Here is a 24,633-nt window from a genome sequence, read left to right on the forward strand (position 1 = left end):
GGCATTCCAAGCATGGCAAGCGCAGACAAAGCAACCTTATCTTCCTCCCTCCATGCCCTCGGCGGCGTTGCACGATCGCGGCGGACCCGGCGTATCGGCATCGGCATTCTGATCTTCATCGTGCTGTTCGGCCTGCTCGGATTCTTCGCGGCGCCGCCGCTCATCCGCCATGTCGCCGAGCAGCAGCTGAGCAGGCAACTCGACCGGCCGGCCAGCATTCAGCGCATCGCGCTGAACCCGTACACGCTGAATCTCGAAGCGGACGGCATTCACGTCGGCGAGCGCGGCGGCCAGGGCGACTTCATCGACATCGGCAAGCTCGTCGTGAGGCCGTCGTGGTCGTCGCTGTTCCGCGGTGCGCCGATCGTCGACGAAGTGCGCGTCGATGCGCCGCGCTTCCGGATCGTTCGCTACGACGCGCAGCGCTTCAACTTCACCGACCTGATCGAGAAATTCTCGACGCCGTCGAAGCCGGACGACAAGCCGGCGCATTTCTCGGTGTCGAACATCCAGATCAACGACGGCCGGATCGATTTCGACGACCGGCTGCTGAACGAAAAGCACGTGGTCGACAACTGGATGCTCGGCATTCCGTACGTCGCGACGCTGCCGTCGAAGACCGACATCTTCGTCGAGCCGAAGCTGCGTGCGCGCTTCGACGGCAGCCCGATCGCGATCGACGGGAAGACGAAGCCGTTCGCGCAGTCGCGCGAATCCGAGATCGCGCTGCAGTTCGACCGGCTCGACGTGCCGAAGCTGATCTCGTATGCGCCGGCGAAGCTGCCGGTCGTCGTGACGAGCGGCCTGCTCAGCAGCAACCTCACGCTGAAGTTCGTGATGAGCGGCGATACGCCGACGCTGCGCGTGTCGGGCACCGTCGATCTGAACGACGCGAAGGTGACGGGCCTCGCGTCCGAGCCGCTGTTCGCCGCGCGCGGCGTGCACGTCGCGGCGGCCGGCCTCGAGCCGCTGCGCAACGTGCTGCACTTCGACGAGATCCGGCTCGACCGGCCGGTCGTCGATCTGTCGCGCGACAAGCAGGGCGTGCTGAACGTCGAGAAGCTCGCCGCCGCTCCGACGGACGCGTCCGGCAAGCGCGCCGCGTCGGCGGCGGCTGCCGCGTCCGGTGCATCGACCGCATCGACCGCATCGACCGCATCGACCGCATCGACCGCATCGGCGAGTGCCGCCGACGCCGCGAGCGGCGCGAAGGCCGCGGCCGCAGCGAAGACGCCGCCGCTCGACCTGACGATCCGCCACTTCGCGATCGACGGCGGCACGATCAACATCGACGACCGGATGCCGGCGCCGCCGACCGCGATGTCGCTGACGAAGCTCGCCGCGACGCTCGACGGCTTCACGCTGCAGGGCAACGCGCCGGCGAAGTACACGCTGTCGACGTCGCTGTCGCGCGGCGGCGACGTGAAGGCCGAAGGCACGTTCAGCGTCGCCGCGAAGCGCGCCGACACGAAGCTGAACGTCGACGCGCTCGCGCTGCCTGCGCTCCAGCCGTATCTCGGCGACGCGACGCGCGCGCGCGTGCTCGACGGCACGCTCGGCGCGACGGTCGACGCGAAGGTCGATTGGGGCAAGACGCCGCTCGACGCGCAGGTCGCGGACAGCACGATCAGCGTGAAATCGCTGAAGCTCGCGGCGCCGGACGCGAAGGCGCCGGCGATCGCGCTGGCGGATGCGACCGCGAAGATCGCGAAGGTCGACGTTGCCGCGCGCGTCGCGGAGATCGCGAGCGTCGACGCGAACGGGCTCGCGCTCGACGTGAAGCGCCTGAAGGACGGCCGGATCGACGTGGCGTCGCTTGCCGAGCCCGCGAGGCCGGCCGCGCCGCAGCGCGCGGCCGCGCGCAAGGCCGAGGCCGCCGCGCCCGCGTGGCGTTACCGGATCGATGCGCTGAACGTGAAGGGCTCGTCCGCGAACTTCACCGATCTGTCGACGCCGCGCGCGGTGAGGCTCGCGATCAAGCCGCTCGATCTGTCGGTGCAGAAGCTCGGCGACGACATGACGAAGCCGTTGCCCGTGCAACTGAAGGCGACGCTGAACGGCAAGGGCTCGCTGAACGTGTCGGGCGACGTGACCGCGCAGCCGCTGAAGCTCGGGCTGAAGATCGACGGCAATCGCGTCGACGCGGCCGCGTTCGAGCCGTACTTCGGCAGCGCGCTGAACGCGACGATCGCGAGCGCGCTGCTCAACGCGCGAGGCAACCTGACGTTCGAGCAGGCGAAAAGCGCGATGCGCGCGACGTACCGCGGCGACGTCGCGGTCGTCGACGTGCGGATGCTCGACAAGGCGACGTCCGATCCGTTCGCGGGCTGGCGCTCGCTCGCGCTGTCGAACCTGAGGGTGAACTACGACGACAGGGGCACCGACGTCGACGCCGCGCGCGTGACGTTCTCGAATTTCTACGGTCGCGTGCTGCTCGACGCGAAGGGGCGGCTGAACCTGAACGACGTGATCGCGAAGGAGTCGGGCCCCGCGCAGTCGCTCACGCGCGACGCGAGCAAGGGCGAACCGGTGCCGCTGTCGCCCGGCGCCACGCCGACGGCTGCCGCGCAAGCCGCGTCGAGCGCGGCTGCGCGCGAGGCAGCGGTGCCGGGCACCGCATCGACGGTGGTCGTGAAGGCTGCGCCGCCGCGGCAGAGTCCGGTGCGCATGCATGTCGGCGAGCTCGTGCTTCAGAACGGCCGCGTGACGTACACCGACAACTTCATCAAGCCGAACTACACGGCGAACCTCGTCGCGATCAAGGGGACGGTCGGCGCGTTCGGCACCGATTCGACGAAGTCCGCGCCGGTCGACGTCGGCGCGAGCCTCGCGGGCAACGGACCGATTTCGATCAAGGGCACGGTGAACCCGCTGATCGACAAGCCGGCGCTCGATCTCACGGCGACCGCGCACGGGATCGAGCTGACCAACCTGACGCCGTATTCGGCGAAGTACGCCGGTTATCCGATCACGAAGGGCAAGCTGAACGTCGACCTGCATTACCAGCTCGCGAACGACCAGCTGTCGGCGAACAATCACATCTTCATCGATCAGCTGACGTTCGGCGATCACATCGAGAACGACACCGCGACGAAGCTGCCGGTGAAGCTCGCGATCTCGCTGCTGAAGAACACGCGCGGCGAGATCGACGTGAACGTGCCGGTGTCGGGCTCGTTGTCGAATCCGGAGTTCAGCGTCGGCGGGCTGATCTGGCGTGCGCTGCTGAACCTGATCGCGAAGGCCGTCACGTCGCCGTTCTCGCTGCTCGCGCATGCGTTCGGCGGTGGCGGCGAGGATCTCGGCTACGTCGAATTCGCGCCGGGCTCGGCACAGCTCGGCGACGCGCAGCAGAAGAAGCTCGACACCGTCGTGAAGATGCTGACCGAGAAGCCGTCGATCCGCGTCGACCTGATCGGCCGCGTCGATCCGGCGAAGGACATGCCGGGGCTGCGCGACGCGTACGTCGATCGGCTGGTTCGTCAGCAGAAGCTGAAGGACGTGATCGGGCAGGGCGAGAGCGTCGATCCGACGTCGGTGAAGGTCGATGCCGCCGAGTACGGCAAGTATCTGACGCGCGCGTACAAGGCCGCCGACTTCAAGAAGCCGCGCAACCTGTTCGGCTTTCAGAAGACGCTGCCCGACGACGACATGAAGAAGGCGCTCGCCGATCACGCGCCGGCCGACGACAACGCGCTGCGCGCGCTCGCGCAGCAGCGTGCGCAGGCCGTGCGCCAGTACCTCGACGGCAAGATCGATTCGAGCCGCATCTACATCGTCGCGCCGAAGCTCGATGCGAAGGGCATCGACGACAAGGGCGCGACCACGCGCGTCGATTTCGGGCTGAAATAAGCCGCCGCTCGCTGCCGCCGCTGCGCGTTCGTTCGCGCGCGGCGGCGTTTTTTCAGCGCGCGGCGATCGCCGGTTCGCGCTTGTCGAGTTCCTTTCTCGCGGCGAGCGGCAGGCGCGGATCGTCCCACTGCGCGAGCCACTCGACTTCCTTCGCGGTGAACACCTGTCCGTAATTGCGCAATGCGTACTGCAGCGCGTCGACGACGTGATGACGAATGATCTCGGGGGTGCGTGCGTCGTCCAGCACGAACCGGAAGGCTTCCAGGGTCGACATTCTCGTGCTCCGGGTCAGGGGAAACCCTTTATCACACGCCAATAGTCGCGCGCCAACTGCGAAAAAAATCCGCCGGCGCATGCTGGACGTGCCGCCGTCGGTGCGCCGCTTTACGATCGATTGCGTTTGATAGAGAACCGAAAGCCGCCGCTCGTCGGACCGCGGCACGATTCATAGGGTCATGAAGCGCATGTGAGCCGTGCCGCGGGCGGCACGTGGCATCGTTCGGCGTGAGCTGCGGTCATTCACAGGAAAGGCCGGACGGCCGTCTCGCATCGAGCGGCCGCCCGGCGCACTTCATTTCACCGCGAACAGCGTCAGATTCATGAAGATCTTGAACGCGTAGCCGAGCGTGACGGCGCCAATCACGCCGCCGGCCCACAACACGACGAACCACATCCAGCCGCGCATCCGCGGCCGCGGCGCGCCGGGCCGGCGCTCGGCGGGATCAGTGGTGGTAGTAATGCTGGTCTTCATGGCGCACCTTGCCTCGGAATACCCAGTAACCCATCGTCGTGTACGCGATGATGATCGGAAGGATAACCGCTGCGCCGACCAGCGTGAAGGTCTGGCTCGAGCGCGGCGCGGCCGCTTCCCAGATCGTCATCGTCTGCGGAATCGCGTACGGGAACAGCGACACGAGCAGGCCGACGTAGCCGAGCAGCACCAGCGCCAGCGCGAGCACGAACGGCGTCATGTCGTGCCGGTCGCGCACCGCGCGGCGCATCCACACCGCGCAGCCGGCGACCAGGAACGGCACCGGCAGCAGCCGCCAGAACAGCCCCGAGTCGAACCAGCGCTGCGCAATCGCCGGATCCTGCAGCGGCGTCCACAGGCTGACGAGCGCGATGAAGCCGAGCAGCACGACGGTCAGCGGCCAGACCACGCGATGCAGCCGGCGCTGCAGGTCGCCTTCCGTCTTCGCGACCAGCCAGCAGCAGCCGAGCAGCGCGTACGTGACGATCAGGCCGAGCCCGGTGAGCAGGCTGAACGGCGTGAGCCAGTCGAACGCGTCGCCGACGAACACGCCGTCCTTGACCGCGATCCCCTGCAGAAACGCGCCGAGCGCGATCCCCTGGAACAGCGTCGCGCCGGCCGAGCCGCCGATGAACGCGAGATCCCACAGATGCTTCGTGCGCCGCGCCTTCGCGCGGATCTCGAACGACACGCCGCGAAAGATCAGGCAGATCAGCATGAAGATCAGCGGCAGGTACAGCGCCGACAGCACGGTCGAATAGACGACCGGAAACACCGCGAACAGCCCGGCGCCGCCAAGCACGAGCCACGTCTCGTTGCCGTCCCACACGGGCGCGACCGTGTTCATCATCAGGTCGCGCTCCTTCTCGTCCGGAAAGAACGGGAAGACGATGCCGATGCCGAGGTCGAAGCCGTCGAGCACGACGTACATGAAGAGCCCCAATGCGATGATCGCGGCCCAGATTACGGTGACGTCCATAGGTTTTCTCGTATGCGGATCAAGGAAGGGGCGCTTACGCGGTTTCGATCAGCTCGTCGGCGGCCGACATCGGGCGGCGCGCGGTGTGATCGGCGCGCGCGTCGCGCGTGTGGTCGTGCTTGTCGTCCGGCAGCGCGGGGCCGGCCTTCATCAGCTTCAGCATGTAGTAGACGCCGGTGCCGAACACGAGGAAGTACACGATCACGAACGTCATCATCGACAGGCTCACCTGCTGCACCGACAGCGGCGACACGGCCTGCGCGGTGCGCATCACGCCGTACACGATCCACGGCTGGCGGCCCGCTTCGGTCGTCACCCAGCCGGCGAGCAGCGACACGAAGCCGGTCGGCCCCATGACGAGCGCGAAGCGCTGGAACGCCTTCGATTCGTACAGCCTGCCGCGGCGGCGCAGCAGCCACGCGAGCGCGGCGAGGCCGATCATCGCGAAGCCGAGGCCGACCATGATCCGGAAGCTCCAGAACACGACCGTCGAGTTCGGCCGGTCTTCCGGCGGGAATGCCTTCAGTCCGCGGATTTCGCCGTCCCAGCTGTGCGTGAGGATCAGGCTGCCGAGGTGCGGCACCTTCACCGCGTAGTGCGTGGTTTCCGCCTTCATGTCCGGGATGCCGAACAGGTTGAGCGGCGTGCCGCCCTTCTCGGTTTCCCACAGCCCTTCGATCGCGGCGATCTTCGCGGGCTGATGTTTCAGCGTGTTCAGCCCGTGCTGATCGCCGATCACCGCCTGCAGCGGCGCGAGCACGAGCAGCAGCCACAGCGCCATCGAGAACATCTTCTTCACGCTCTTGTCGCGGCGGCCCTTCAGCAGATGCCACGCGCCCGTCGCCGCGACCACCAGCGCCGCGACGATGAACGCGGCGACCGCCATGTGCAGCAGCCGGTACGGGAACGACGGGTTGAAGACGATCGCGAACCAGTCGGTCGGCACGACGCGGCCGTCGACGATCTCGAAGCCTTGCGGCGTCTGCATCCAGCTGTTGGACGCGAGAATCCAGAACGTCGAGATCAGCGTGCCGATCGCGACCATCAGCGTCGCACCGAAGTGTGCGCGCGGGCTCACGCGGTTCCAGCCGAACAGCATGATGCCGAGGAAGCCGGCTTCGAGGAAGAACGCGGTCATCACCTCGTACATCAGCAGCGGGCCCGTGACGGAACCGGCGAAGCTCGAGAAGCCCGACCAGTTCGTGCCGAACTGATAGCTCATCACGACGCCGGACACGACACCCATCCCGAACGCGACCGCGAAGATCTTCGACCAGAACAGGCACAGCGTCTTGTAGTACGGCTTGCCGGTGCGCAGCCACCGATATTCGAGCACGGCGATGAAGCTTGCGAGGCCGATGCTCAGCGCCGGAAAGACGATGTGAAAGGAGACGGTGAACGCGAATTGCAGGCGGGCCAGATCGAGGGCCGAAAATGCGGTGTCCATACCAGTTGACCGAAGCTGACGATACCCGCCGGCGGGTGCCGGCGGACCCCGGCCGACGGCGTCGGGGTTGGCTGGAGTATGAAATGCGATGTTGCGCCGCGAAATGCGCCAACTCGTCGCAGATGTCCAGCGCGTCGCGCGCGGGTTCCCGATAAATCGTTGATTCGTATCAAGAACGCGCGTCGCTGTCGGTGCGGCGCCGGCGTGGCGGTCTGCCGCATGTGCGTCAATATGGCGCGTCGCGTCATGGGAACGATGCGGCGCCGGACGGTCGCATCGCGTCGCGCCTGCGGTGACGACCGTCGGCACGCGATGCGCGAATTGCGTACACTCTGGTCTCGTTTTCGGCAGGGCCGGGCGCGTCGGTTCCGGCTCGCAACCATTCAGGGCACAGCGATGATCGATTTACGCAGCGATACCGTGACACGTCCGAGCCAGGCGATGCTGGCCGCGATGACAGCCGCCGAAGTCGGCGACGACGTATGGGGCGACGACCCGACCGTGCTGCGGCTGCAGGCGGTCACGGCCGAGCGGGCGGGCAAGGAGGCCGGCCTGTTCTTCCCGAGCGGCACGCAGAGCAATCTCGCCGCGCTGATGGCGCATTGCGAGCGCGGCGACGAATACATCGTCGGCCAGCTCGCGCATACCTACAAGTACGAAGGCGGCGGCGCGGCGGTGCTCGGCAGCATCCAGCCGCAGCCGATCGAGAACGCGCCGGACGGCACGCTGCCGATCGCGAAGATCGCCGCGGCGATCAAGCCGATCGACAACCACTTCGCGCGCACGCGGCTGCTCGCGCTCGAGAACACGATCGGCGGCCAGGTGCTGCCGGAAGGCTACGTGCAGGAAGCCGTCGCGTTCGCACGCAGCCGCGGGCTGTCCGCGCACCTGGACGGCGCGCGCGTGTGCAACGCGGCGGTCGCGTCGGGCCGCACGATCGCGGAACTGAGCGCACCGTTCGACACGGTGTCGATCTGCTTCTCCAAAGGCCTCGGCGCGCCGGTCGGCTCGGTGCTGGTCGGCAGCCGCGCGCTGATCGAGCGCGCGCAGCGCTGGCGCAAGGTGCTCGGCGGCGGGATGCGGCAATCGGGCATTCTCGCGGCTGCGTGCCTGTATGCGCTCGACCACAACGTCGAGCGGCTCGCCGACGATCACGCGAACGCCGCGCGTCTCGCGGAAGGCCTCGCGCGCATCGAGCCGGTGAAGGTGCTGTCCCACGCGACGAACATGGTATTCGCGCAGTTCCCCGAAGCCGACTGCGCGCCGCTCGAGGCGTGGCTCAAGGCGCGCGGAATCCTCACGCAGATGCTGTACGCGTCGCGCTTCGTCACGCACTGCGACGTGTCGCGCGCGGACGTCGATACGTTCGTCGATGCAGTCGGCGCGTATTTCGCGCAGCGGCGCGCGTAAAGCGAGTGCGCCGGCCGGCGGGGTGCCGGCGCGGCGTGGTGCGAAGCGGGGAATGGTGGGGCGGCGCGACGCTGCGATTCGTGCGTCGACGTCGGTCGTGCAGGCGGATTACGCTTGGGGCCGCGTGTCGACGGGCGGCGTGCCGTCGCGGAAGAGCGTTTTAAGCTGCGTACGCAGCTCGGCGCTGTCGGTATGCTGGTGCACCGAGACCGCATGCTGGACCGCGGCCTCCAGCAGTTCGTCGTCGGAGTCGGCGGAAATCGCGACCGAGCAATTCATCGCGCTGGGAAACTCGCGGCAATCGATATAGCGGCGGGACATGATGTTCTCCTCACAGGAAAGGGAACGGCCGGAACTGCATGATCGGCCGCGCCGCGCGTTCGCGAGGCCGATGGAAAAAGTATAGGCGGCGCGGTGCGCGCAGCTCGCCGCGTCGCGTGCCGCGTTCGCGGTACGGATCATCGGCCGCTTATCGGTTCCACCGACCGCAGCGAATCGGCGCGCGATGCGAGCAGCTCGACGCGAATCGGACGGGCCGGCCGATTCCTCCAGTTGAAGAACGTCCGCGGGAGCTTTCTCAGCTTCCGGAACGGTTTCACGCACAGCCGGTAGCCGAGCGATTGCCGCCCGGCGAGCGGTCCGATCGTGGACGCGAAATTGCCGTCGGCGACAAATTCGGGCGATGTGATGTATAGCCTGAGTTTGTGTTTCCAGTTCTGATCGATGGTGTCGTCGATCGGATGCGTGATTTTTTCGCTGTGCGCGAGCATCCGCTGCGCCGCGGCGCGCGTGATCACGTAGCACTGCGTGCCGAGAGGATGCACGTCCATCCACATGAGCCGGGTGCCGCTCGGCAGCGCTGCGTATTCGATCTGCGGATTCTTGAAGATCCCGTACAGCCGCACGATGTCCCAGTGTTCGCGGCACGCCGCGAGTTCGCGCGTCGCAGCGGTGAAGCCGGGCAGCAACACGATGTCGTCTTCCATCACGCACCATGCGTCGTCGCCCGACGACAGGAGTTGCTTCCATACTTCGCGATGGCTGAGGTAGCAGCCGATCTCGCCGCGGGTGAGCGGCTTGCCGTACAGAAATGTCCGCGCGCGCGCGTTGTAGTGATGAACGCTCTGGCCGTCGCCTTCCGGTTCGATCGCGTCGAAGAATCGGCCGTCGATGCCGTGATTCGCGAATTGGGCGGTCATGTTTTGCCGCCGATCTGTCGATTTTTTCAGCGAAATGCAGACGTACTGCACGTTTTTCCCCCGTCGCTTTTTCGTATAGGGCCATGCCGATGTTTCGGCGCCCGTCGGGCTTCGATGCCGCGGCCGAAGTATAGACGAATGAACCTGCCGACCCTCCGCACGCGACCATGCCAAAACGCGGATGTCCGACATGCGTGCCGGACCTTGAAGCAGCCGGAGCGTTTCGCGCAGTGCCCGGCGGTCGAGCCGGCGCGACCGAACCGTTGCGTCCGCCGTTTGCAGTCCGGCATCGTCGGCCGTCTGCGCCGTTTCCGCGAGCGTACGATCAGCGGATACGATGCCGGACGCGCCCCCGCGTTTTTCGCCTACGCTATAGGGACCTCCGAAGCCCTCTGCAGCGCGTTCCGCGTACACGTCAGCGTGCGCGGCACGCAAATCGCAGCGGGCCCGCACCGCCAGCCCGCGCCGTGCCGATCTCGACGGCGGCCGCGGCACGACCCGCATGAACCCGCGATGGAGCGACTTCGCAATGATCTTCCGGCAACTTTTCGATCCGCAATCGTCGACGTATACGTATCTGCTCGCCGACCGCGCGTCGCGCGAAGCGGTGCTGATCGACCCTGTATTCGAGCAGGTGCGCCGCGATGCGGCGCTCGTCGACGAACTCGGGCTGCGGCTCGTCGCGACGATCGACACGCATGTGCACGCGGACCACGTGACCGGCGCGTGGCTGCTCAAGCAGCGCACGGGCAGCGCGATCGCGATCTCGGCCGCGAGCGGCGCGCACGGCGCCGACCGCTATCTGAACGACGGCGACCGCTGCGCATTCGGCTCGCGCTATCTGACCGTGCACGCGACGCCCGGCCATACGAGCGGCTGCATCAGCCTCGTGCTCGACGACGAATCGATCGCGTTTACCGGCGACTGCCTGCTGATCCGCGGCACGGGCCGCACCGACTTTCAGCAGGGCGACCCGCGCGCGCTGTATCGCGCGGTGCACGGCCGGCTCTTCACGCTGCCGGCCGATTGTCTGCTGTATCCGGCGCACGACTATCGCGGACTGACGGTGACGAGCGTCGGCGAGGAGCGGCGCTTCAACCCGCGCCTCGGCGGCGATCTCAGCGAAGACGACTTCGCCGGCTACATGCGCAATCTGGGGCTCGCGCATCCTCGGCAGATCGACGTCGCGGTGCCCGCGAACCTGCAGTGCGGCGTCGCCGCGAACGCGCCCGACACGCAGGCCGCCGCCGACTGGGCGCCGCTCGTCTACACGTTCGCCGGGTTCTGGGAAATCGATCCGCAGTGGCTCGAGGATCATCTGCCGGCCGTGCAGGTCGTCGACGTCCGCGAGCCGGACGAGTTCACGGGCCCGCTCGGCCATCTGCCGGGCGCGACGCCGATTCCGCTCGGCGAACTGGCCGCGCGCATCGGGGAGCTCGCGCGCGAGCGGCCGGTCGTGACCGTATGTCGGGCCGGCGGCCGCTCCGCGCAGGCGACCGTGATTCTGCGCAACGCCGGTTTCGACGCGGTCGCGAACCTCGGCGGCGGGATGTTGCGCTGGCGGGCCGAAGGGCGCGTGGTGACCGACGGCCGCGCATAGCGGCCGCCCCCGGCGCGCGGAAATATCGGCGCGCCGATGTCGAATCGGCCCGCGCTCGCGCGTCGTCACGGTATCCGACCATGCGGCGCCGTAACGATCCGGCGCCGAACCACGACGAGGCCGCGCGATGATCCCGACGCTCTACGCTCACCCTTTTTCGTCCTACTGCCAGAAAGTGCTGACCGCGCTGTACGAGAACGGCACGCCGTTCGACTATCGCGTGCTCGCGCACGACGACCCGCGGCCGATGCAGGAACTGACCGCGCTGTGGCCGATGAAGCGCTTTCCGGTGCTCGTCGATGCCGGGCGCACGGTGGTCGAGGCGACGATCATCATCGAGTATCTCGGGCTGAATCATCCGGGCCCCGTGCGTCTGCTGCCCGACGATCCGCACGCGGCGCTCGACGTGCGGATGATGGATCGCTTCTTCGACAACTACGTGGCCACGCCGCAGCAGAAGATCGTGTTCGACGCGCTGCGGCCGGAAGGCGAGCGCGATGCACGCGGCGTCGCCGATGCGCGGGCGATGCTCGAAACCGCGTACGCGTGGCTGGATGAAAGGATGGCCGAGCGCGAATGGGCGGCCGGCGACCGCTTCAGCCTCGCCGACTGCGGCGCCGCGCCGTTCCTGTTCTACGCGGACTGGACGCACCGGATCGATCCGTCGTTCGCGAACGTGATCGCGTACCGCAAGCGGCTGCTCGCGCGGCCGTCGTTTGCGCGCGCCGTCGACGAGGCGCGGCCTTATCGTCATTTTTTCCCGCTCGGCGCACCCGACCGGGACTGACGCGGGCGCGGGGCGCTGCGCACTCGGCGGCCCGTTCGGCATCCCGCTGCGCGATCGTCATGCGCAAAAAGAAACGGGCGAGCCCGATGGACTCGCCCGCTTCGCGATTGCGTGCCGATGCGGCAGTCGGCAAGCGGAAATCTATCGACGCCACACGCGCACGGCGAGCGCGCCGAGCGACGTCGCGACGGCCAGCACGATTACCGCATTCCAGCCCAGTTGCGCGAGCAACAGACTGCCGATCGCCGCGCCGGCCGCCATCCCGATGAACATGCCGACGAACAGCACCGCATTGAGGCGGCTGCGCGACGCGGGATCGATCCGGTAGACGATCGCCTGGTGCGCGATCAGCGTCGCCTGCACGCCGAGGTCGAAACCGATCGTCGCCGCGGCGAGCAGCGCGAGCTGCGCGTGCGGCATCAGCAGCGGCGCGGCGGCCATCGACGCGAACGACGCCGTCGCGATGCCGATGCCGATCCGCGTGACGCGCTCCGGGCCGTGATGATCGGCGAGGCGGCCGGCGATCGGCGCGGCGAGCGCGCCCGCAGCGCCTGCGAGACCGAATGCGCCGGCGGCCGCGCTGCCGAGGTGGAACGGCGCGCCGTGCAGCATCACCGCGAGCGTCGACCAGAACGCGCTGAAGCCGACCGCGAGCAGCCCTTGCGCGAGCGCGGCACGGCGCAGTGCCGGATGATGGCGCCACAGCTCGACGAGCGAGCCGATCAGCGCGCGATACGGTAGCCGCGTCGTCGGTTCGAAGCGCGGCAGCCCGCGCGCGGCCACGACGCCGATCGCCGCGACGCTGGCGGCCGCGAGCGCGAACATTGCGCGCCAGCCGGCCGTCTCGGCGACGAAGCCGGCGACGACGCGCGACAGCAGGATGCCGAGCAGCAGCCCCGTCATCACGGTGCCGACGATGCGGCCGCGATGCAGGTCGTGCGCGAGCGTCGCGGCGGCCGGCACGACGTCCTGCGCCATCGTCGCGGTCAGGCCGATCGCGAAGCTCGCGGCGAGCAGCAGCCCGAGCGACGGCGCGACGGCCGCGAGCAGCAGCGCGACGACCAGCGCGGCGGCCTTCGTCACGATCACGCGACGGCGATCGAAGCGGTCGCCGAGCGGCGCGAGCAGCAGGATGCCGAGCGCATAGCCGAGCTGCGTGAGCGTCGGCACGAAGCCGATCGCGCGCGCCGACGCGCCGAGATCGGGGCCGAGCGCGCCGAGCATCGGCTGCGCGTAATAGAGCGGCGCGACGCCGAGACCGGCGGCCGCCGCGAGCAGCAGGACCAGCCGGCGCTCGGGCATCAAGGCGGTCGTATGAGCGGGGCCGGCCGCGATACGCGGCGCGGCATCGACACGGGTCGGGGTGGACATGGCGTGCATCCTAGTTCGGGTAATGGAATGGATGCGAGTGTGATGGCGCGCGGGCGGCGACGGTAGTGCCGCGCCGCGCAGATTTGTTATACGCTTCGCGCATGACCGAGAAAACTTCCGCTTCGCCCGCTGCTGGCGGGTCTGCGCGCGTTCAGGCGGTGCCGCTGGACGGCGCCGGCTACCGTTTCGAGCTGATGGAAACCTTCGTGCGCATAGTCGAGGCCGGCAGCCTGTCGGCCGCGGCCGCGCAGTTGCACACGACGCAGCCGACCATCAGCCGCCGGCTGCAGGCGCTCGAACGCTCGCTCGGCATGCGGCTGCTGCAGCGGACGACACATGCGATGCGGCTGACGGTCGACGGCGAGCGCTGCTTCACGCGCGCGAAGGAACTGCTCGCGCACTGGGCGGCGTTCGAGGCCGATCTGCGCGGCGCGCAGGAGGAGCCGGACGGGCTGCTGCGTGTCGCCGTGCCGCATGCGTTCGGGCAGGAGCGCTTCGTCGCGCCGCTCGCGCAGTTTCTGCGCGACTATCCGCGCGTGTCGGTCGAATGGCTGCTGCAGGACGACGTGCGCGATTTCGTCGGCAGCGGGATCGACTGCGCGATCCAGGTCGGCGAGCCGACCGATCCGGGCGTCGTCGCGATCCGGCTGACGAAGGTGCCGCGCTTCGTCGTCGCTGCGCCGTCGGTGCTGAACGGCGCGGACGTGCCGGCCGATCCGGACGCGCTCGCCGCGTTGCCGTGGCTCGCGCTGCGCACGTACTACCGGACCGAGCTGACGCTCACGCACGCCGTCACCGGCGACACGCGGCGCATCGCGATCCGTCCGCGCATCACGACCGCGAACCTGTACGCGCTGCGCAGCGCGGCGCTGCTGGGCGTCGGCGCGTGCGTCGGGTCGTCGTGGATGCTCGCCGATCATCTCGCGCGCGGCGAACTCGTGCATCTCGCGCCGGACTGGCAAGCCGCGCCGCTGCCGGTCTACATCACGTATCCGCACGCGCAGTTCTATCCGTCGCGGCTCGTGCGGTTCGTCGCGATGATGCGCGACGCGGTGCCGGCGCTCGTCGAAGGGCGCGACGTGTAGCGAAGCGGGGCCTGCCCGCAGCCGTGTCGCGCCGCGCCGCTCCACGTCGACGCGTGCGCGGCCGCGGTCAGCCGCGGCGGATGCCTTCCGGAAGCGTGCTGATGCGGCGTACCTCCGGCGAATCGAGCCACGCGCGAGACGTCGCGCAGTCGACGAACATGTCGGTCGCGTCCTCGCCCCAGAACAGATCGCCGTCGAGCTCGAAGGTCGGCACGCCGAACACGCCGTGCGCGATCGCGCGGTCCGTGTTCGCACGCAGCGCGTCCTTCACCGGCTGCGCGTCGACGGCCGTTACGCCTTCGGGAAAGCCGACCGCTTCGCACAGCGCGGCGAAACCGTCCGGCGTCGCGACGTCCTGCCCGTCGCGCCAGATGTGCCGGAAGATCCGCCGGATCGCGTCCATCGAGCCGCCCATCGCGATCGCGAGCCGCAGCGGCCGGATCGGATTGAACGGATGCGCGGGCGGCATCCGGAACGGAATGCCGAGCTTGTCCGCGCGGTATTGCGCGTGACGATAGGTGAAGACGCGCTTCGCGGCGATCTCGGCCGGCGCCTTCTGCCCCCAGTGCGCGAGCAGCGCGCCGAGCACGATCGGCGCCGGCTCGAAGGCCGCGGCCGGCGGCAGCCGGTCGAACCGTTCCTGCTGCAGATACGCGAACGGCGAAACGAAATCGAAGTACCACGTTGCGGTGCGCGCGGCGTTCATCGCGATGTCCCCTCGTGCATGTCCGGTTGAATGGCGGCGGCGCTGCGTCGTGCGACGCGACGCGCGGTGCGTGCGACGGCGGCCAGTGTCGCATGCAGGCGCGTTTGCGCTGGCGCGAGCCGGCTGCTGCGCAGGCTGCGACACGGCCGCGACGCTCGACAGGGGCGCGTCGCCCGTTCGACCGGCACGACTTCCGCCCGCGGCTGCGAGTCGCTTCCGTGACGCGCGTTATTCCAGATCGGCCGGCGTTCAGCCGGCCTCCGATTCGACCAGCGCCGCCAGTTTCGCAAGCGCCATGCGCCAGCCGTTCTCGTTGTCCGCGGCCGGCACACCGGGCGGCACGCCGTCGTGCACCGCATCGACGCGCGTGCCGCCCGCTTCGTCGGACAGCGTGATCGTGACCGTCATCGCGCCGCGCAGCATCGGATCGTCGGTCTCGAACACGTCGATCTCGACGATCCGCTCGTTCGGCACGAGCGTCACGAAGCGGCCATGGTACGTATCGGTGTGCGTGGTGGTCTTGCCGGTGCCGGCCGACGGCTCGTCGTAGCTCAGCGACACGCGCAGCGCGCCGCCTTCGCGCGCATCGAGCGCATGTACGCGGCACGTCATGCCGTCAGGCACCTTCCATCGCTCGACCGCGTGCGGATCGAGCAGCGCGCGGTAGACGCGCGAACGCGGCGCGTTCAGGTGCCGGCTGACGCGGGTCGAATGCGTGTGCATGTGCAGCATGGTCGCCTCCTGCGCAGTGCGCGCGGCGGCGGCGCCGGATGCCGGCGCGCCGTCGCGGTCCGTTCAGGAATCGTAGGCGCGGCGGCCGGCGCATGCAACGTGCGGCCGCGGTCAGCGCAGCGTCGCGGCCAAGTCGTCGAGCTGCGTGATGCAGATGTTCCAGCCGTCGAAGAAGCCGAGCGCCTCGTGCCGCTCGCGCGTCGCGGCGTCCGGATGCATTACGCGTGCCTCGTAGCGGCAGCCGGCTTCGTCGTCGGCCATCGTGACGATCGCCGTGAAGCCGAGCCACGGCACCTGCGGCCGCCATCCGCCGCCGAGCATCGACGTAAACGCGATGCGCGACTCCGGCACGATTTCGAGAAAGCAGCCGGGATTGTCGCTCGTGCCGCCGTCCGGGCCGCGCATGAACGTGTGGAACGCGCCGCCCGCGCGCAGCTCGAACGCGCGCACTTCGGTCGTCCACGGCTTCGGGCACCACCATTCCTTCAGCAGCTGCGGGTCGGTCCACGCGCGCCACAGCGCGGAGCGCGGTGCGCGCAGCGTGCGCGTGATGACGAGATCGTCGGCTTCAGCGGGTTCGACGTGGCTTGCTGACATGCGCTTGCTCCTCCAGGTGACGGCGTTCGACGAATTCGACGAGACGATCGGACCGCGCTTCCCACAGCGCGCGCTGCGCGGCGAGCCACTGCTCGGCCTCGGTCAGGCGGCTGCCGACCAGCTCGCAGGTGCGCGAGCGGCCGGCTTTGCGTGTGCGCACGAGACCGCTGCGCTCCAGCACGGCGACATGCTTCATGAACGACGGCAGCGCCATATCGAACGGCGCGGCCAGCGCGGACACGGTGCGCTCGCCGCTGCCGAGCGCGCTGACAATTGCGCAGCGCGTCGGATCGGCCAGCGCGTGGAAAACGTCGGTGATGCCGGGTTGAAAGTTAGCCATGCGGCTAAGTATAGGCGATGCAGCGGGAATTTTCATCGCGTAGCATGAGGGCGGCTGCACGCGCCGGCCGCCGTTGCGCATGCAACGGCGATGCATCGGCGTGCTGTCCGAAGCGCGCGCGTCGAGCGAACGCGCGCTGCACGACCGATCCGGATGGAGACCGCATGACCGAACCCGTTACCGTGCGCCGCGTCGACGCGAGCGAAGCGATGCACTGCGTCGACGCGCTGGCCGACGTGCTGATCGACTGCGTCGAGGGCGGCGCGTCCGTCAGTTTCATGTTGCCGATCGAGCGGTCGACCGCCGTCGCGTTCTGGACGCGCGTCGCCGAAGGCGTCGCGAACCGCGAGCGCATCCTGCTGGTGGTCGAAGACGCCGCGGGGCGGATCGTCGGCACCGTGCAGGTCGTGACCGCGCAGCCGGAAAACCAGCCGCATCGCGCGGACATCGCGAAGATGCTCGTGTCGCGGCATGCGCGCCGGCAGGGAATCGCGGCGCGGTTGATGGCCGCGGCCGACGCGGCCGCGCGCGATGCCGGCAAGACGGTGCTGGTGCTCGACACGGTGACGGGCGGCGACGCCGAACGGCTTTACGAGCGCGCGGGATGGCAGCGCGTCGGCGTCGTGCCGAACTACGCGCTGATGCCCGACGGCACGCTGTGCGCGACGACGTTTTTTCACAAGCAGCTTGCGTAGGCGGTGCTGCGCTTTCTGCACGACCGGCCTGCGCGCGGACCGGCATCGGCGGTGCGTCGGCCGGACGGTTCGCCGATGCGACGTCGTTCGCCCGTCCGTACGCGTGTCGCGCTGACCTGCGCCGGCGTGCTGATCGCGCTGCCGACCGTGGCGTATGGGGTCGTCAAGCCGCTGCGCGTCGTTGCGCCTGCGCTGGTTCCCGACGTCACGTGCCCGCGCGCCGGCATCTGCATCGACGATTCGACGAAGCTCGACGCCGCGCAGCGGCTGTACCGCGACGGCTATGCGCGCGCGGCTGCGGCCGTCGGTCCGTTTCACGCGGCGCCGCACGTCGTGTTCTGCTCGACGCGCACATGTGCGGACGCGTTCGGCCTCGGCGAACGCGCGGCGCTGACGCTCGGGAATGTCGGCGTCGCGATCGCGCCGCGCGGATGGCACACGTATTTCGTCGTGCACGAGCTGATTCATCACCGGCAGGCGGAAGTGCTCGGCAACGTCGCCGTGATGACGAAGCCGCGATGGCTGATCGAAGGAATGGCGTATTCGCTGAGCGACGATCCGCGCGAGCCGCTGAAGGAGCCGTTCGAGTCGTGGCGAGCGCGCTTCGCCGGATGGCGGGCGGCGCTCGGCGCGCAGCCGCTGTGGGATGCGGCACGCGCGGTGGAGTAGCCGCGCGGCGATCGCGTCGTTCGTGCGTTGCGGCTGGGTCAGGCGGCCGCGTCAGCAGCCCGCTGCGTCCCGTCCGCCCACTCGACTGCCGCCGCAGCCGGCACAGACACCGATGTTCGCGTGATGCCGCCTACGCCTGCGCCGACGCAGCCGGATCGCCGATCCCGTCGACGAGCGCGTGCCGCGCCGCGTCGAGAATCTCGTCGGCCAGCGCTGCATCGGTGCCGGCGATCGCGCGCGACAGCACGAGCGCACCGACCATCTGGCTGAATACCGCGATCGTGTCGCGACGTGCATCCGCATGCGCGGTGCCGTCCGCGGCGACCAGACGTTCGAGCCGCTCGAGATACGCGGCCAGCCCGCGCGCGTAGCACGCGCGCGCCGCGTCGGTGAGCCGCGGCGCATCGCCCGCGAAGCCGGACAGCGGGCAGCCGCCCGCGACGTTGTCGCGATGCGTCGGCGACAGGTAAGCGGCCACTTGCTTGTCGAGACGGTCGGCGGCCGGCGAGTCGGTGCGGTCCTGCATCGCCTTCTCCATCACCGCCGCGACCAGCGCATCCTTCGATTTGAAGTGGTTGTAGAAGCCGCCCTGCGTGAAGCCGGCTTCCTTCATCAGCTCCGTCAGCCCGACGGCATCGACGCCGCGCGCGCGGAACAGCCGTTCCGCGGCCGCGACGATCGCGCTGCGGTTCTCGGCAGCCTGCTGTCTCGATACGCCCATCGATTCCTCCCTCATTCCGGCAATCGCGTCGATTGGAAAACACAATGGCGATCACCATTGACGTGCGCATGTCGCACTGACACAATGCGCGGCAAAGACGATGGTGATCGACATTGAGATCAAGTGTAGCCGACTTCGCGCGTCGCGCGAAGCGGCCGGCACGACGACACCGTGGAAATCGACCGGCGTCTTCGGCGCCGCGGGCGAGCCGACAACCGGCAACGGAAGGCTGGCCGGCGGTGCAACGGTTCGGTACGCAGTTGCAGCGAGTTTTTCCACCGGATCAGGTGCGCGCGACGAGCCGGCGCGCACGCGATTCATCATGCGAAAGGAACGATCATGAAGATCGAAGGTGCTGTCGTTTTCATCACGGGTGCGAACCGCGGGCTGGGCCTCGAATTCGCGAAGCAGGCGCTCGAAAGGGGCGCGCGGAAGGTCTATGCGGGCGCGCGCGATCCGGCCGCCGTCACGCTGCCGGGCGTCGTGCCGGTGAAGCTCGACGTGACCGACCCGGCGGCCGTTGCCGCGGCGGCCGACGCGGCGCGCGACGTGACGCTGCTGATCAACAATGCGGGCATCGCGCGGCTCGGCAGCCTGACCGACGACGGCGCGCCCGACGCATTGCGCGACCACCTCGAAACCAACGTGTTCGGCATGCTCGCGATGTCGCGCGCATTCGCGCCGGCGCTCGGCCGCCACGGCGGCGGCGCGATCCTGAACGTGCTGTCCGTCGCGAGCTGGGTGAACCGGCCGATTCTGTCCGCGTACGGCGTGTCGAAATCGGCCGCGTGGGCATTGACCAACGGGCTGCGTCACTCGCTGCGCGAGCAGCGCACGCAGGTCGTCGGGCTGCATGCCGGCTTCATCGACACCGACCTGACGCGCGGGCTCGACGTGCCGAAGGCGACGCCGGCCGACGTGGTGCGCCAGGCATACGATGCGATCGAAGCGGGTGCGGAGGAAGTGTCGACCGACGAATTCACGCGGCAGGTGAAGGCCGCGCTGTCGGCGAGCGTCTATCTGAACGAGGCGGCGCCGCTCTGACGGCGCGCGAGCCGCGGGCCCGCCGCAGCGTGCGGGCCCGCGCGACGGCCGGCGCCGTCAGGCCGTCGTGTCGATGATCCCCGGGATCTGAACGTCCGGGTTCACGTCCGCGTCGTAGTCGACACCGGCGATCTCGAAGCCGAACAGCCGCAGGAAGTCGGTCTTGTAGCCGGCGAAGTCGGTCAGCTCGTACAGGTTGTCGTTCGTCACCTGATCCCACAGTTCGACGACCTTCTTCTGCACCTGCGGATCGAGTTCCTTGTAGTCCGCGCGCAGGCGGCCTTCGTCGTCGACGTGCGGTGCGGCGCCGTACAGGCTGTCCTTGAACAATCCGTACACCTGCTCGATGCAGCCTTCGTGCGTGCCGGTTTCCTTCATCACCTTGAACAGCAGCGACAGGTACAGCGGCATCATCGGAATCGCGGAGCTCGCTTGCGTGACGACCGCCTTCAGCACCGACACGCGCGCATCGCCGCCGTGCGCGGCCAGCTTGTCGCGGATCGACAGCACCTTCCTGTCGAGATCCTTCTTCGCTTCGCCGATCGAGCCGTTCCAGTAGATGTCGTGCGTGATCTGCTCGCCGAGATACGTGAACGCGGTCGTCTTCGCGCCGTCGGCCAGCACGCCGGCCGCGTCGAGCGCGTCGATCCACATCTGCCAGTCCTCGCCGCCCATCACCGCGACGGTGCCGTCGATTTCTTCCTGCGTCGCCGGCTCGAGCACCGTTTCGCGGATCACTTCCTTGTCGGTGTCGATGCCGCGGAACGACACGGTCTTGCCGATCGGCTTGAGCGTCGAGCTGAGGGTTTCACCCGTCTTCGGATGCGTGCGGCGCGGTGCCGCGAGGCTGTAGACAACGAGATCGACCTTGCCGAGATCCTGCTTGATCGTGTCGATCGTGACCTGCTTGACCTTGTCGGAGAACGCGTCGCCGTTGATGCTGCGCGCGTAGAGCCCTTTTTCCTTCGCGAATTTCTCGAACGCCGCGCTGTTGTACCAGCCGGCGGTGCCCGGCTTCGATTCGCTGCCGGCGCGCTCGAAGAACACGCCGAGCGTGTCGGCGCCGCAGCCGAATGCGGCCGAGATCCGGGCGGCGAGGCCGTAGCCGGTCGACGCGCCGATCACGAGCACCTTTTTCGGGCCGTTGGCGATCGGGCCGTGCGAAGTCACGTAGTCGATCTGTTCCTTGACGTTGGCCTCGCAGCCGACGGGATGAGTCGTCACGCAGATGAAGCCACGCACGCGCGGTTTGATGATCATGGGAACCTCTTGTCTGAAAGGCGGAGACGGCCTGAAAACGGAAAAATCCCGCGCATTGTAAAGGAAGCGGGCGACGGCGGCGGCGATCGCAGGCCGTCCGCCGTCCGCCGCGCGGCGGACGGCGTTTCGTCGGCGCGCCGCGTTCGGCGGTCCTGTCGTTTGCCGCGCGCTCGTGTATAAATTCGCGTGAGCGCGTTCGGGCGCATCGTGCGGCCGGACGCTCCGCATCCCGACCCGCAAGGAGCCCGCATGCTGCAGATTCTCGGCAAGATCCCGTCCATCAACGTGCGCAAGGTGCTGTGGCTGTGCACCGAACTGAACCTGCCGTTCGAACGCGAAGACTGGGGCGCGGGCTTCCGGGCGACGAACGACCCGGCCTATCTCGCGCTGAATCCGAACGGGCTCGTGCCCGTCATCAAGGACGGCGACTTCGTGCTGTGGGAATCCAACACGATCATCCGCTATCTCGCGAACCGCTACGGCGGCGATGCGCTGTATCCGGCCGAGCCGCAGGCGCGCGCACGCGTCGACCAGTGGATCGACTGGCAGGCGTCCGACCTGAACCGCGCGTGGATCGGCGCGTTCCTCGGCCTCGTGCGGAAATCGCCCGATCATCAGGATCCGGCGGCGATCGCGCGATCGATTGCGGAATGGACGAAGCACATGCGCGTGCTGAACGCGCAACTCGATGCGACCGGCGCGTTCGTGGCCGGCGACACCTTCACGCTCGCCGACATCCCGATCGGCCTGTCGGTGAACCGCTGGTTCGGCACGCCGTTCGAGCGGCCCGATCTTCCGGCGGTCGCGCGCTATGCGCAGCGTCTCGCGACGCGCGACGGCTTCAACACGTACGGCGGCAGCGCGAACCCGTGATGCGGCACGCGCGGCGACGCGCGATTCCGCGCTCGGCGCTGCTGCTGCCGACGTCGGTCACATACCTTCGCGCGCGCCGGCCGCGGGCGCCGCCGGCACCGCATCGAGCACGCGGGCGAGGAACGCGTCGTGATTCCACGCGGATTCCGGCCGCGACAGCCCGAGCCGCACGACCACCAGCTCGCGGCTCGGTATCACGCTGACGAACTGGCCTTCGTGGCCGACCGCATGAAACGCATCGGCCGGCAGTGCGCGTGCGTGCGGATCGCGATCGTCGAACGGCGCCGGCACCTTGACCCACAGATGCGCGCCGAATTCGCCGCGCGGCGCTTCGGGCGTCGCGCGCGTCAGATAGCGCACCCAGCCTTCCGGCAGCAGCCGCTGCCCGTTCCATACGCCGTCCTGCAGCAGAAGCTGCCCGAAGCGCGCCCAATCGCGCGCGCTCGCATACATGAACGATGCGCTGCCGAGCGTACCCGATGCATCGGGCTCGAACACCGCGCTGCGCATCTCGAGCGGCGCGAACAGCGCGCGGCGCGGAAACGCCAGATAGTCGGCTTCGCTGCCGCCCATCGCTTCGCGCATCACGCGCGCGACGATCGCGCTCGTGCCGCTCGAATACGACCACAGCGTGCCGGGCGCCGCCACGAGCGGCTTCGCCGACGCGAACCGCGCGGTATCGGGCTGCGTGAACAGCATCACGGTGACGTCCGACAGCGGGTCGTCGTAGTCCTCGTTGAATTGCAGGCCGCTCGTCATGCGCAGCAGCTCGTCGAGCGTGATCGCCGCACGGCGGTCGCCGGTGCCGCGCCATTCGGGCAGCAGCGACGACGCGTCGGGCGACAGCTTGTGCTGCGCGACGAGCACGCCGGCGAGCGCGGCCGTCACGGTCTTCGTCATCGACCAGCCCGGCAGCGGCGTGTCGGCCGTGAAGCCGCTCGCATAGCGTTCGGCGATCACCCGACCGCGCCACATCACGACGACGGCGCGCGTGCGTCGCGGCCGCGCGGGGTCGGGCTCGTCGAATGCACGGTCGAGTGCGGTTTGCAATTTGCGTGCGTCGATGTCGGCGGGCGGTGCAGCGGGCGGATCGGCCGGCGGACGAGCCGGAGACCGGGCCGGCGGATCGGTCGGCGAAACGGCCGGCGGATCGGCCGGTGAAGGAGCCGGAGACCCGGCCGGCGAATCGGTCGGCGAAACGGCCGGTGAAGCGGGGAACGGCGGCAGCGCGGCCGGCAGCACGCCGTCTGTCGGCGCGAGCGCCAGCGTGCAGCCGAGGCCGGGCCGGAAGTCGGCTTCGCGTCGCGCGAAGCCGGCGAAGGTGGCCACCGCGCGACGATGCTCGGGATCGATCGCCGGACGCACCAGGTTCAGCAGCGGATGCACGCCGGCCATGATGTCGACGTCGATGACCGACGCCGGCGGCCGCCGCGACACGAACACGCCGGAACACAGCGCCTTCGCCGCATAGCCGGTGGCGATCGGCGCGAGCCGCGACAGCATGTAGCCGGCGTATCCGATCGCGCCGACGAGCGCGACTGCTACGCCGTAGCGGATCAACGGTCTGAGCGGGAGCGTCATGCGCGGGCATCCTGTGGCGTGCCGGTCGGCAACGATGCGGCAGTGTCGCAGGTTCGGGCGATGCGCTGCAATCGCGCCGGCGTGACGGGTGGCGGCCATCGATCGCGGTGTCGCGCTGTGGGCGCCGACACGGCGACACGCTGACACGCCGACACGGCGATACGGCGATCCGCGCATCCCACGCACCCCCGCACGAGTTGAAATCGTGCGCGCCGTCGGCCGATAATCGTCCGGCATCGATGTTCCCGCCCACCCGATACCGGAAAACCTCATGCCCTACGACGACAACAACCCGTTCGCGAAGATCCTGCGCGGCGAACTGCCGTGCGTGAAAGTCGCGGAAGACGACGCGACGATCGCGATCATGGATCTGATGCCGCAGGCCGACGGCCACGTGCTCGTGATTCCGAAGGAGCCGGCCGCGCAGATCTTCGAGCTGTCCGGCGATGCCGCTGCCGCCGCGATCCGCATGACGCAGCGCGTCGCCGCGGCCGTGCGCTCGGCGCTGGAGCCGGACGGCCTGTTCATCGGCCAGTTCAACGGCGCGGCCGCCGGGCAGACGGTCGCGCACGTGCACTTCCACGTGATCCCGCGCTGGGAGGGCGTCGAGCTGCGGATGCATGCGCGCGACGTGGCCGATGCGGCGACGCTCGAATCGGTCGCGCAGCGCATTCGCGCTCGTTTCGTCTGATCGTCCGATGTGATGCGAACGGCGCGCGCGGCATGACGCGCGCCAGCGCAACGGCGGCGGCCGCCGCCGCTGCACAGTGCCGTCGAAACCGGCCGTTTCACCGTTCACGTCGCGTAACACGTGTAACGGCCGCCGAAACGCGCGGCGCAAAACGCGGCGCTAGACTCCGCACATTGCTTCATCGAGCGACAGGAAAGGGCGGACGCCTCTGCCTCTTCGTGCCGGCCGCCGCGATCTTCGGCGGCG

General features: G+C 68.8%; 25 protein-coding genes. 11 read left to right on the forward strand and 14 right to left on the reverse strand.

The window, feature by feature from the left end:
* Positions 1 to 12: 12 nt before the first annotated feature.
* Positions 13 to 3,849, forward strand: coding sequence for a DUF748 domain-containing protein (locus BUB20358_RS11170; RefSeq protein WP_035974689.1), 3,837 nt, complete (start codon positions 13 to 15; stop codon positions 3,847 to 3,849).
* Positions 3,850 to 3,901: 52 nt separating this feature from the next.
* Here BUB20358_RS11170 and BUB20358_RS11175 read toward each other — a convergent pair whose 3' ends face one another.
* From BUB20358_RS11175 to BUB20358_RS11190, 4 genes are all read right to left on the reverse strand, one after another.
* A complete protein-coding gene (locus BUB20358_RS11175) occupies positions 3,902 to 4,123 on the reverse strand; it encodes a hypothetical protein (RefSeq protein WP_006766599.1) in 222 nt (73 codons plus the stop codon).
* Between the two features lie 297 nt (positions 4,124 to 4,420).
* Complete coding sequence (locus BUB20358_RS11180; RefSeq protein ID WP_006766598.1) at positions 4,421 to 4,600, reverse strand: hypothetical protein; 180 nt, start codon at positions 4,598 to 4,600, stop codon at positions 4,421 to 4,423.
* Entirely contained in the window at positions 4,572 to 5,579 is a 1,008-nt protein-coding gene (gene cydB / locus BUB20358_RS11185; protein WP_006766597.1) for a cytochrome d ubiquinol oxidase subunit II, read from the reverse strand. The genes BUB20358_RS11180 and cydB overlap by 29 nt, the downstream gene beginning before the upstream one ends.
* Positions 5,580 to 5,613: 34 nt before the next feature.
* Positions 5,614 to 7,026: a cytochrome ubiquinol oxidase subunit I gene (locus tag BUB20358_RS11190; protein WP_035974687.1), complete on the reverse strand. Its 1,413-nt coding sequence runs from the start codon at positions 7,024 to 7,026 to the stop codon at positions 5,614 to 5,616.
* Positions 7,027 to 7,422: 396 nt separating this feature from the next.
* Between BUB20358_RS11190 and ltaE the strand changes: the two genes are divergently transcribed.
* Positions 7,423 to 8,436 carry a low-specificity L-threonine aldolase gene (gene ltaE / locus BUB20358_RS11195; RefSeq protein WP_006766595.1) on the forward strand — a complete coding sequence of 338 codons (1,014 nt, stop codon included), beginning with the start codon at positions 7,423 to 7,425 and terminating at the stop codon, positions 8,434 to 8,436.
* A gap of 108 nt (positions 8,437 to 8,544) precedes the next feature.
* Here the strand turns inward: ltaE and BUB20358_RS11200 are convergent, their stop codons facing one another.
* Together BUB20358_RS11200 and BUB20358_RS11205 are read right to left on the reverse strand one after the other, a co-directional pair.
* Positions 8,545 to 8,757, reverse strand: coding sequence for a DUF1059 domain-containing protein (locus BUB20358_RS11200; protein ID WP_006766594.1), 213 nt, complete (start codon positions 8,755 to 8,757; stop codon positions 8,545 to 8,547).
* A gap of 137 nt (positions 8,758 to 8,894) precedes the next feature.
* A complete protein-coding gene (locus BUB20358_RS11205) occupies positions 8,895 to 10,139 on the reverse strand; it encodes a glycosyltransferase family 25 protein (RefSeq protein ID WP_223296956.1) in 1,245 nt (414 codons plus the stop codon).
* A gap of 25 nt (positions 10,140 to 10,164) precedes the next feature.
* On the opposite strand from BUB20358_RS11205, the gene BUB20358_RS11210 reads away from it, so the two are divergent.
* Complete coding sequence (locus tag BUB20358_RS11210) at positions 10,165 to 11,235, forward strand: MBL fold metallo-hydrolase (RefSeq protein ID WP_006766593.1); 1,071 nt, start codon at positions 10,165 to 10,167, stop codon at positions 11,233 to 11,235.
* Positions 11,236 to 11,362: 127 nt separating this feature from the next.
* Positions 11,363 to 12,022, forward strand: coding sequence for a glutathione S-transferase family protein (locus tag BUB20358_RS11215; protein ID WP_006766592.1), 660 nt, complete (start codon positions 11,363 to 11,365; stop codon positions 12,020 to 12,022).
* A 141-nt stretch (positions 12,023 to 12,163) separates the two neighbouring features.
* Here BUB20358_RS11215 and BUB20358_RS11220 read toward each other — a convergent pair whose 3' ends face one another.
* On the reverse strand, positions 12,164 to 13,393 hold the full coding sequence (locus BUB20358_RS11220) for an MFS transporter (RefSeq protein ID WP_035974681.1): 1,230 nt from the start codon (positions 13,391 to 13,393) through the stop codon (positions 12,164 to 12,166).
* 101 nt (positions 13,394 to 13,494) lie between these two features.
* Between BUB20358_RS11220 and BUB20358_RS11225 the strand changes: the two genes are divergently transcribed.
* Positions 13,495 to 14,478: a LysR family transcriptional regulator gene (locus BUB20358_RS11225; RefSeq protein ID WP_035974679.1), complete on the forward strand. Its 984-nt coding sequence runs from the start codon at positions 13,495 to 13,497 to the stop codon at positions 14,476 to 14,478.
* A 67-nt stretch (positions 14,479 to 14,545) separates the two neighbouring features.
* Here BUB20358_RS11225 and BUB20358_RS11230 read toward each other — a convergent pair whose 3' ends face one another.
* The 4 genes from BUB20358_RS11230 to BUB20358_RS11245 form a co-directional block, all read right to left on the reverse strand.
* Positions 14,546 to 15,184, reverse strand: a complete 639-nt coding sequence (locus tag BUB20358_RS11230; protein WP_035974677.1) for a 2-hydroxychromene-2-carboxylate isomerase — start codon at positions 15,182 to 15,184, stop codon at positions 14,546 to 14,548.
* 249 nt (positions 15,185 to 15,433) lie between these two features.
* Positions 15,434 to 15,916 carry an SRPBCC family protein gene (locus BUB20358_RS11235; RefSeq protein ID WP_006766589.1) on the reverse strand — a complete coding sequence of 161 codons (483 nt, stop codon included), beginning with the start codon at positions 15,914 to 15,916 and terminating at the stop codon, positions 15,434 to 15,436.
* A gap of 111 nt (positions 15,917 to 16,027) precedes the next feature.
* The gene (locus tag BUB20358_RS11240) at positions 16,028 to 16,513 is read right to left on the reverse strand and encodes an SRPBCC family protein (protein ID WP_006766588.1); all 486 of its coding nucleotides are present in this window, start codon (positions 16,511 to 16,513) and stop codon (positions 16,028 to 16,030) included.
* The gene (locus BUB20358_RS11245) at positions 16,485 to 16,853 is read right to left on the reverse strand and encodes an ArsR/SmtB family transcription factor (RefSeq protein WP_035974675.1); all 369 of its coding nucleotides are present in this window, start codon (positions 16,851 to 16,853) and stop codon (positions 16,485 to 16,487) included. The genes BUB20358_RS11240 and BUB20358_RS11245 overlap by 29 nt, the downstream gene beginning before the upstream one ends.
* Before the next feature lie 164 nt (positions 16,854 to 17,017).
* Between BUB20358_RS11245 and BUB20358_RS11250 the strand changes: the two genes are divergently transcribed.
* Positions 17,018 to 17,548, forward strand: a complete 531-nt coding sequence (locus BUB20358_RS11250) for a GNAT family N-acetyltransferase (RefSeq protein WP_006766586.1) — start codon at positions 17,018 to 17,020, stop codon at positions 17,546 to 17,548.
* 75 nt (positions 17,549 to 17,623) lie between these two features.
* Complete coding sequence (locus BUB20358_RS11255; protein WP_045552287.1) at positions 17,624 to 18,217, forward strand: membrane protein; 594 nt, start codon at positions 17,624 to 17,626, stop codon at positions 18,215 to 18,217.
* A gap of 130 nt (positions 18,218 to 18,347) precedes the next feature.
* On the opposite strand, the gene BUB20358_RS11260 is transcribed toward BUB20358_RS11255, so the two are convergent.
* Entirely contained in the window at positions 18,348 to 18,938 is a 591-nt protein-coding gene (locus tag BUB20358_RS11260; protein ID WP_035974673.1) for a TetR/AcrR family transcriptional regulator, read from the reverse strand.
* Between the two features lie 100 nt (positions 18,939 to 19,038).
* On the opposite strand from BUB20358_RS11260, the gene BUB20358_RS11265 reads away from it, so the two are divergent.
* Together BUB20358_RS11265 and BUB20358_RS11270 are read left to right on the forward strand one after the other, a co-directional pair.
* Positions 19,039 to 19,281, forward strand: a complete 243-nt coding sequence (locus BUB20358_RS11265) for a hypothetical protein (protein WP_123806744.1) — start codon at positions 19,039 to 19,041, stop codon at positions 19,279 to 19,281.
* Positions 19,278 to 19,982, forward strand: a complete 705-nt coding sequence (locus tag BUB20358_RS11270) for an SDR family oxidoreductase (RefSeq protein ID WP_006766583.1) — start codon at positions 19,278 to 19,280, stop codon at positions 19,980 to 19,982. Before BUB20358_RS11265 ends, BUB20358_RS11270 begins: the two co-directional genes overlap by 4 nt.
* 57 nt (positions 19,983 to 20,039) lie before the next feature.
* Here the strand turns inward: BUB20358_RS11270 and fabV are convergent, their stop codons facing one another.
* Positions 20,040 to 21,242 carry an enoyl-ACP reductase FabV gene (gene fabV, locus BUB20358_RS11275; protein ID WP_006766582.1) on the reverse strand — a complete coding sequence of 401 codons (1,203 nt, stop codon included), beginning with the start codon at positions 21,240 to 21,242 and terminating at the stop codon, positions 20,040 to 20,042.
* A gap of 249 nt (positions 21,243 to 21,491) precedes the next feature.
* Between fabV and BUB20358_RS11280 the strand changes: the two genes are divergently transcribed.
* On the forward strand, positions 21,492 to 22,115 hold the full coding sequence (locus BUB20358_RS11280) for a glutathione S-transferase family protein (protein ID WP_035975391.1): 624 nt from the start codon (positions 21,492 to 21,494) through the stop codon (positions 22,113 to 22,115).
* 57 nt (positions 22,116 to 22,172) lie between these two features.
* On the opposite strand, the gene BUB20358_RS11285 is transcribed toward BUB20358_RS11280, so the two are convergent.
* Positions 22,173 to 23,696, reverse strand: a complete 1,524-nt coding sequence (locus BUB20358_RS11285; protein WP_035974671.1) for a serine hydrolase domain-containing protein — start codon at positions 23,694 to 23,696, stop codon at positions 22,173 to 22,175.
* Positions 23,697 to 23,967: 271 nt separating this feature from the next.
* Between BUB20358_RS11285 and BUB20358_RS11290 the strand changes: the two genes are divergently transcribed.
* Complete coding sequence (locus tag BUB20358_RS11290) at positions 23,968 to 24,387, forward strand: HIT family protein (RefSeq protein WP_006766580.1); 420 nt, start codon at positions 23,968 to 23,970, stop codon at positions 24,385 to 24,387.
* The last annotated feature ends 246 nt before the right edge of the window (positions 24,388 to 24,633 follow it).

This window comes from Burkholderia dolosa, from assembly GCF_902499135.1.
Taxonomy (GTDB): Bacteria; Pseudomonadota; Gammaproteobacteria; order Burkholderiales; family Burkholderiaceae; genus Burkholderia; species Burkholderia dolosa.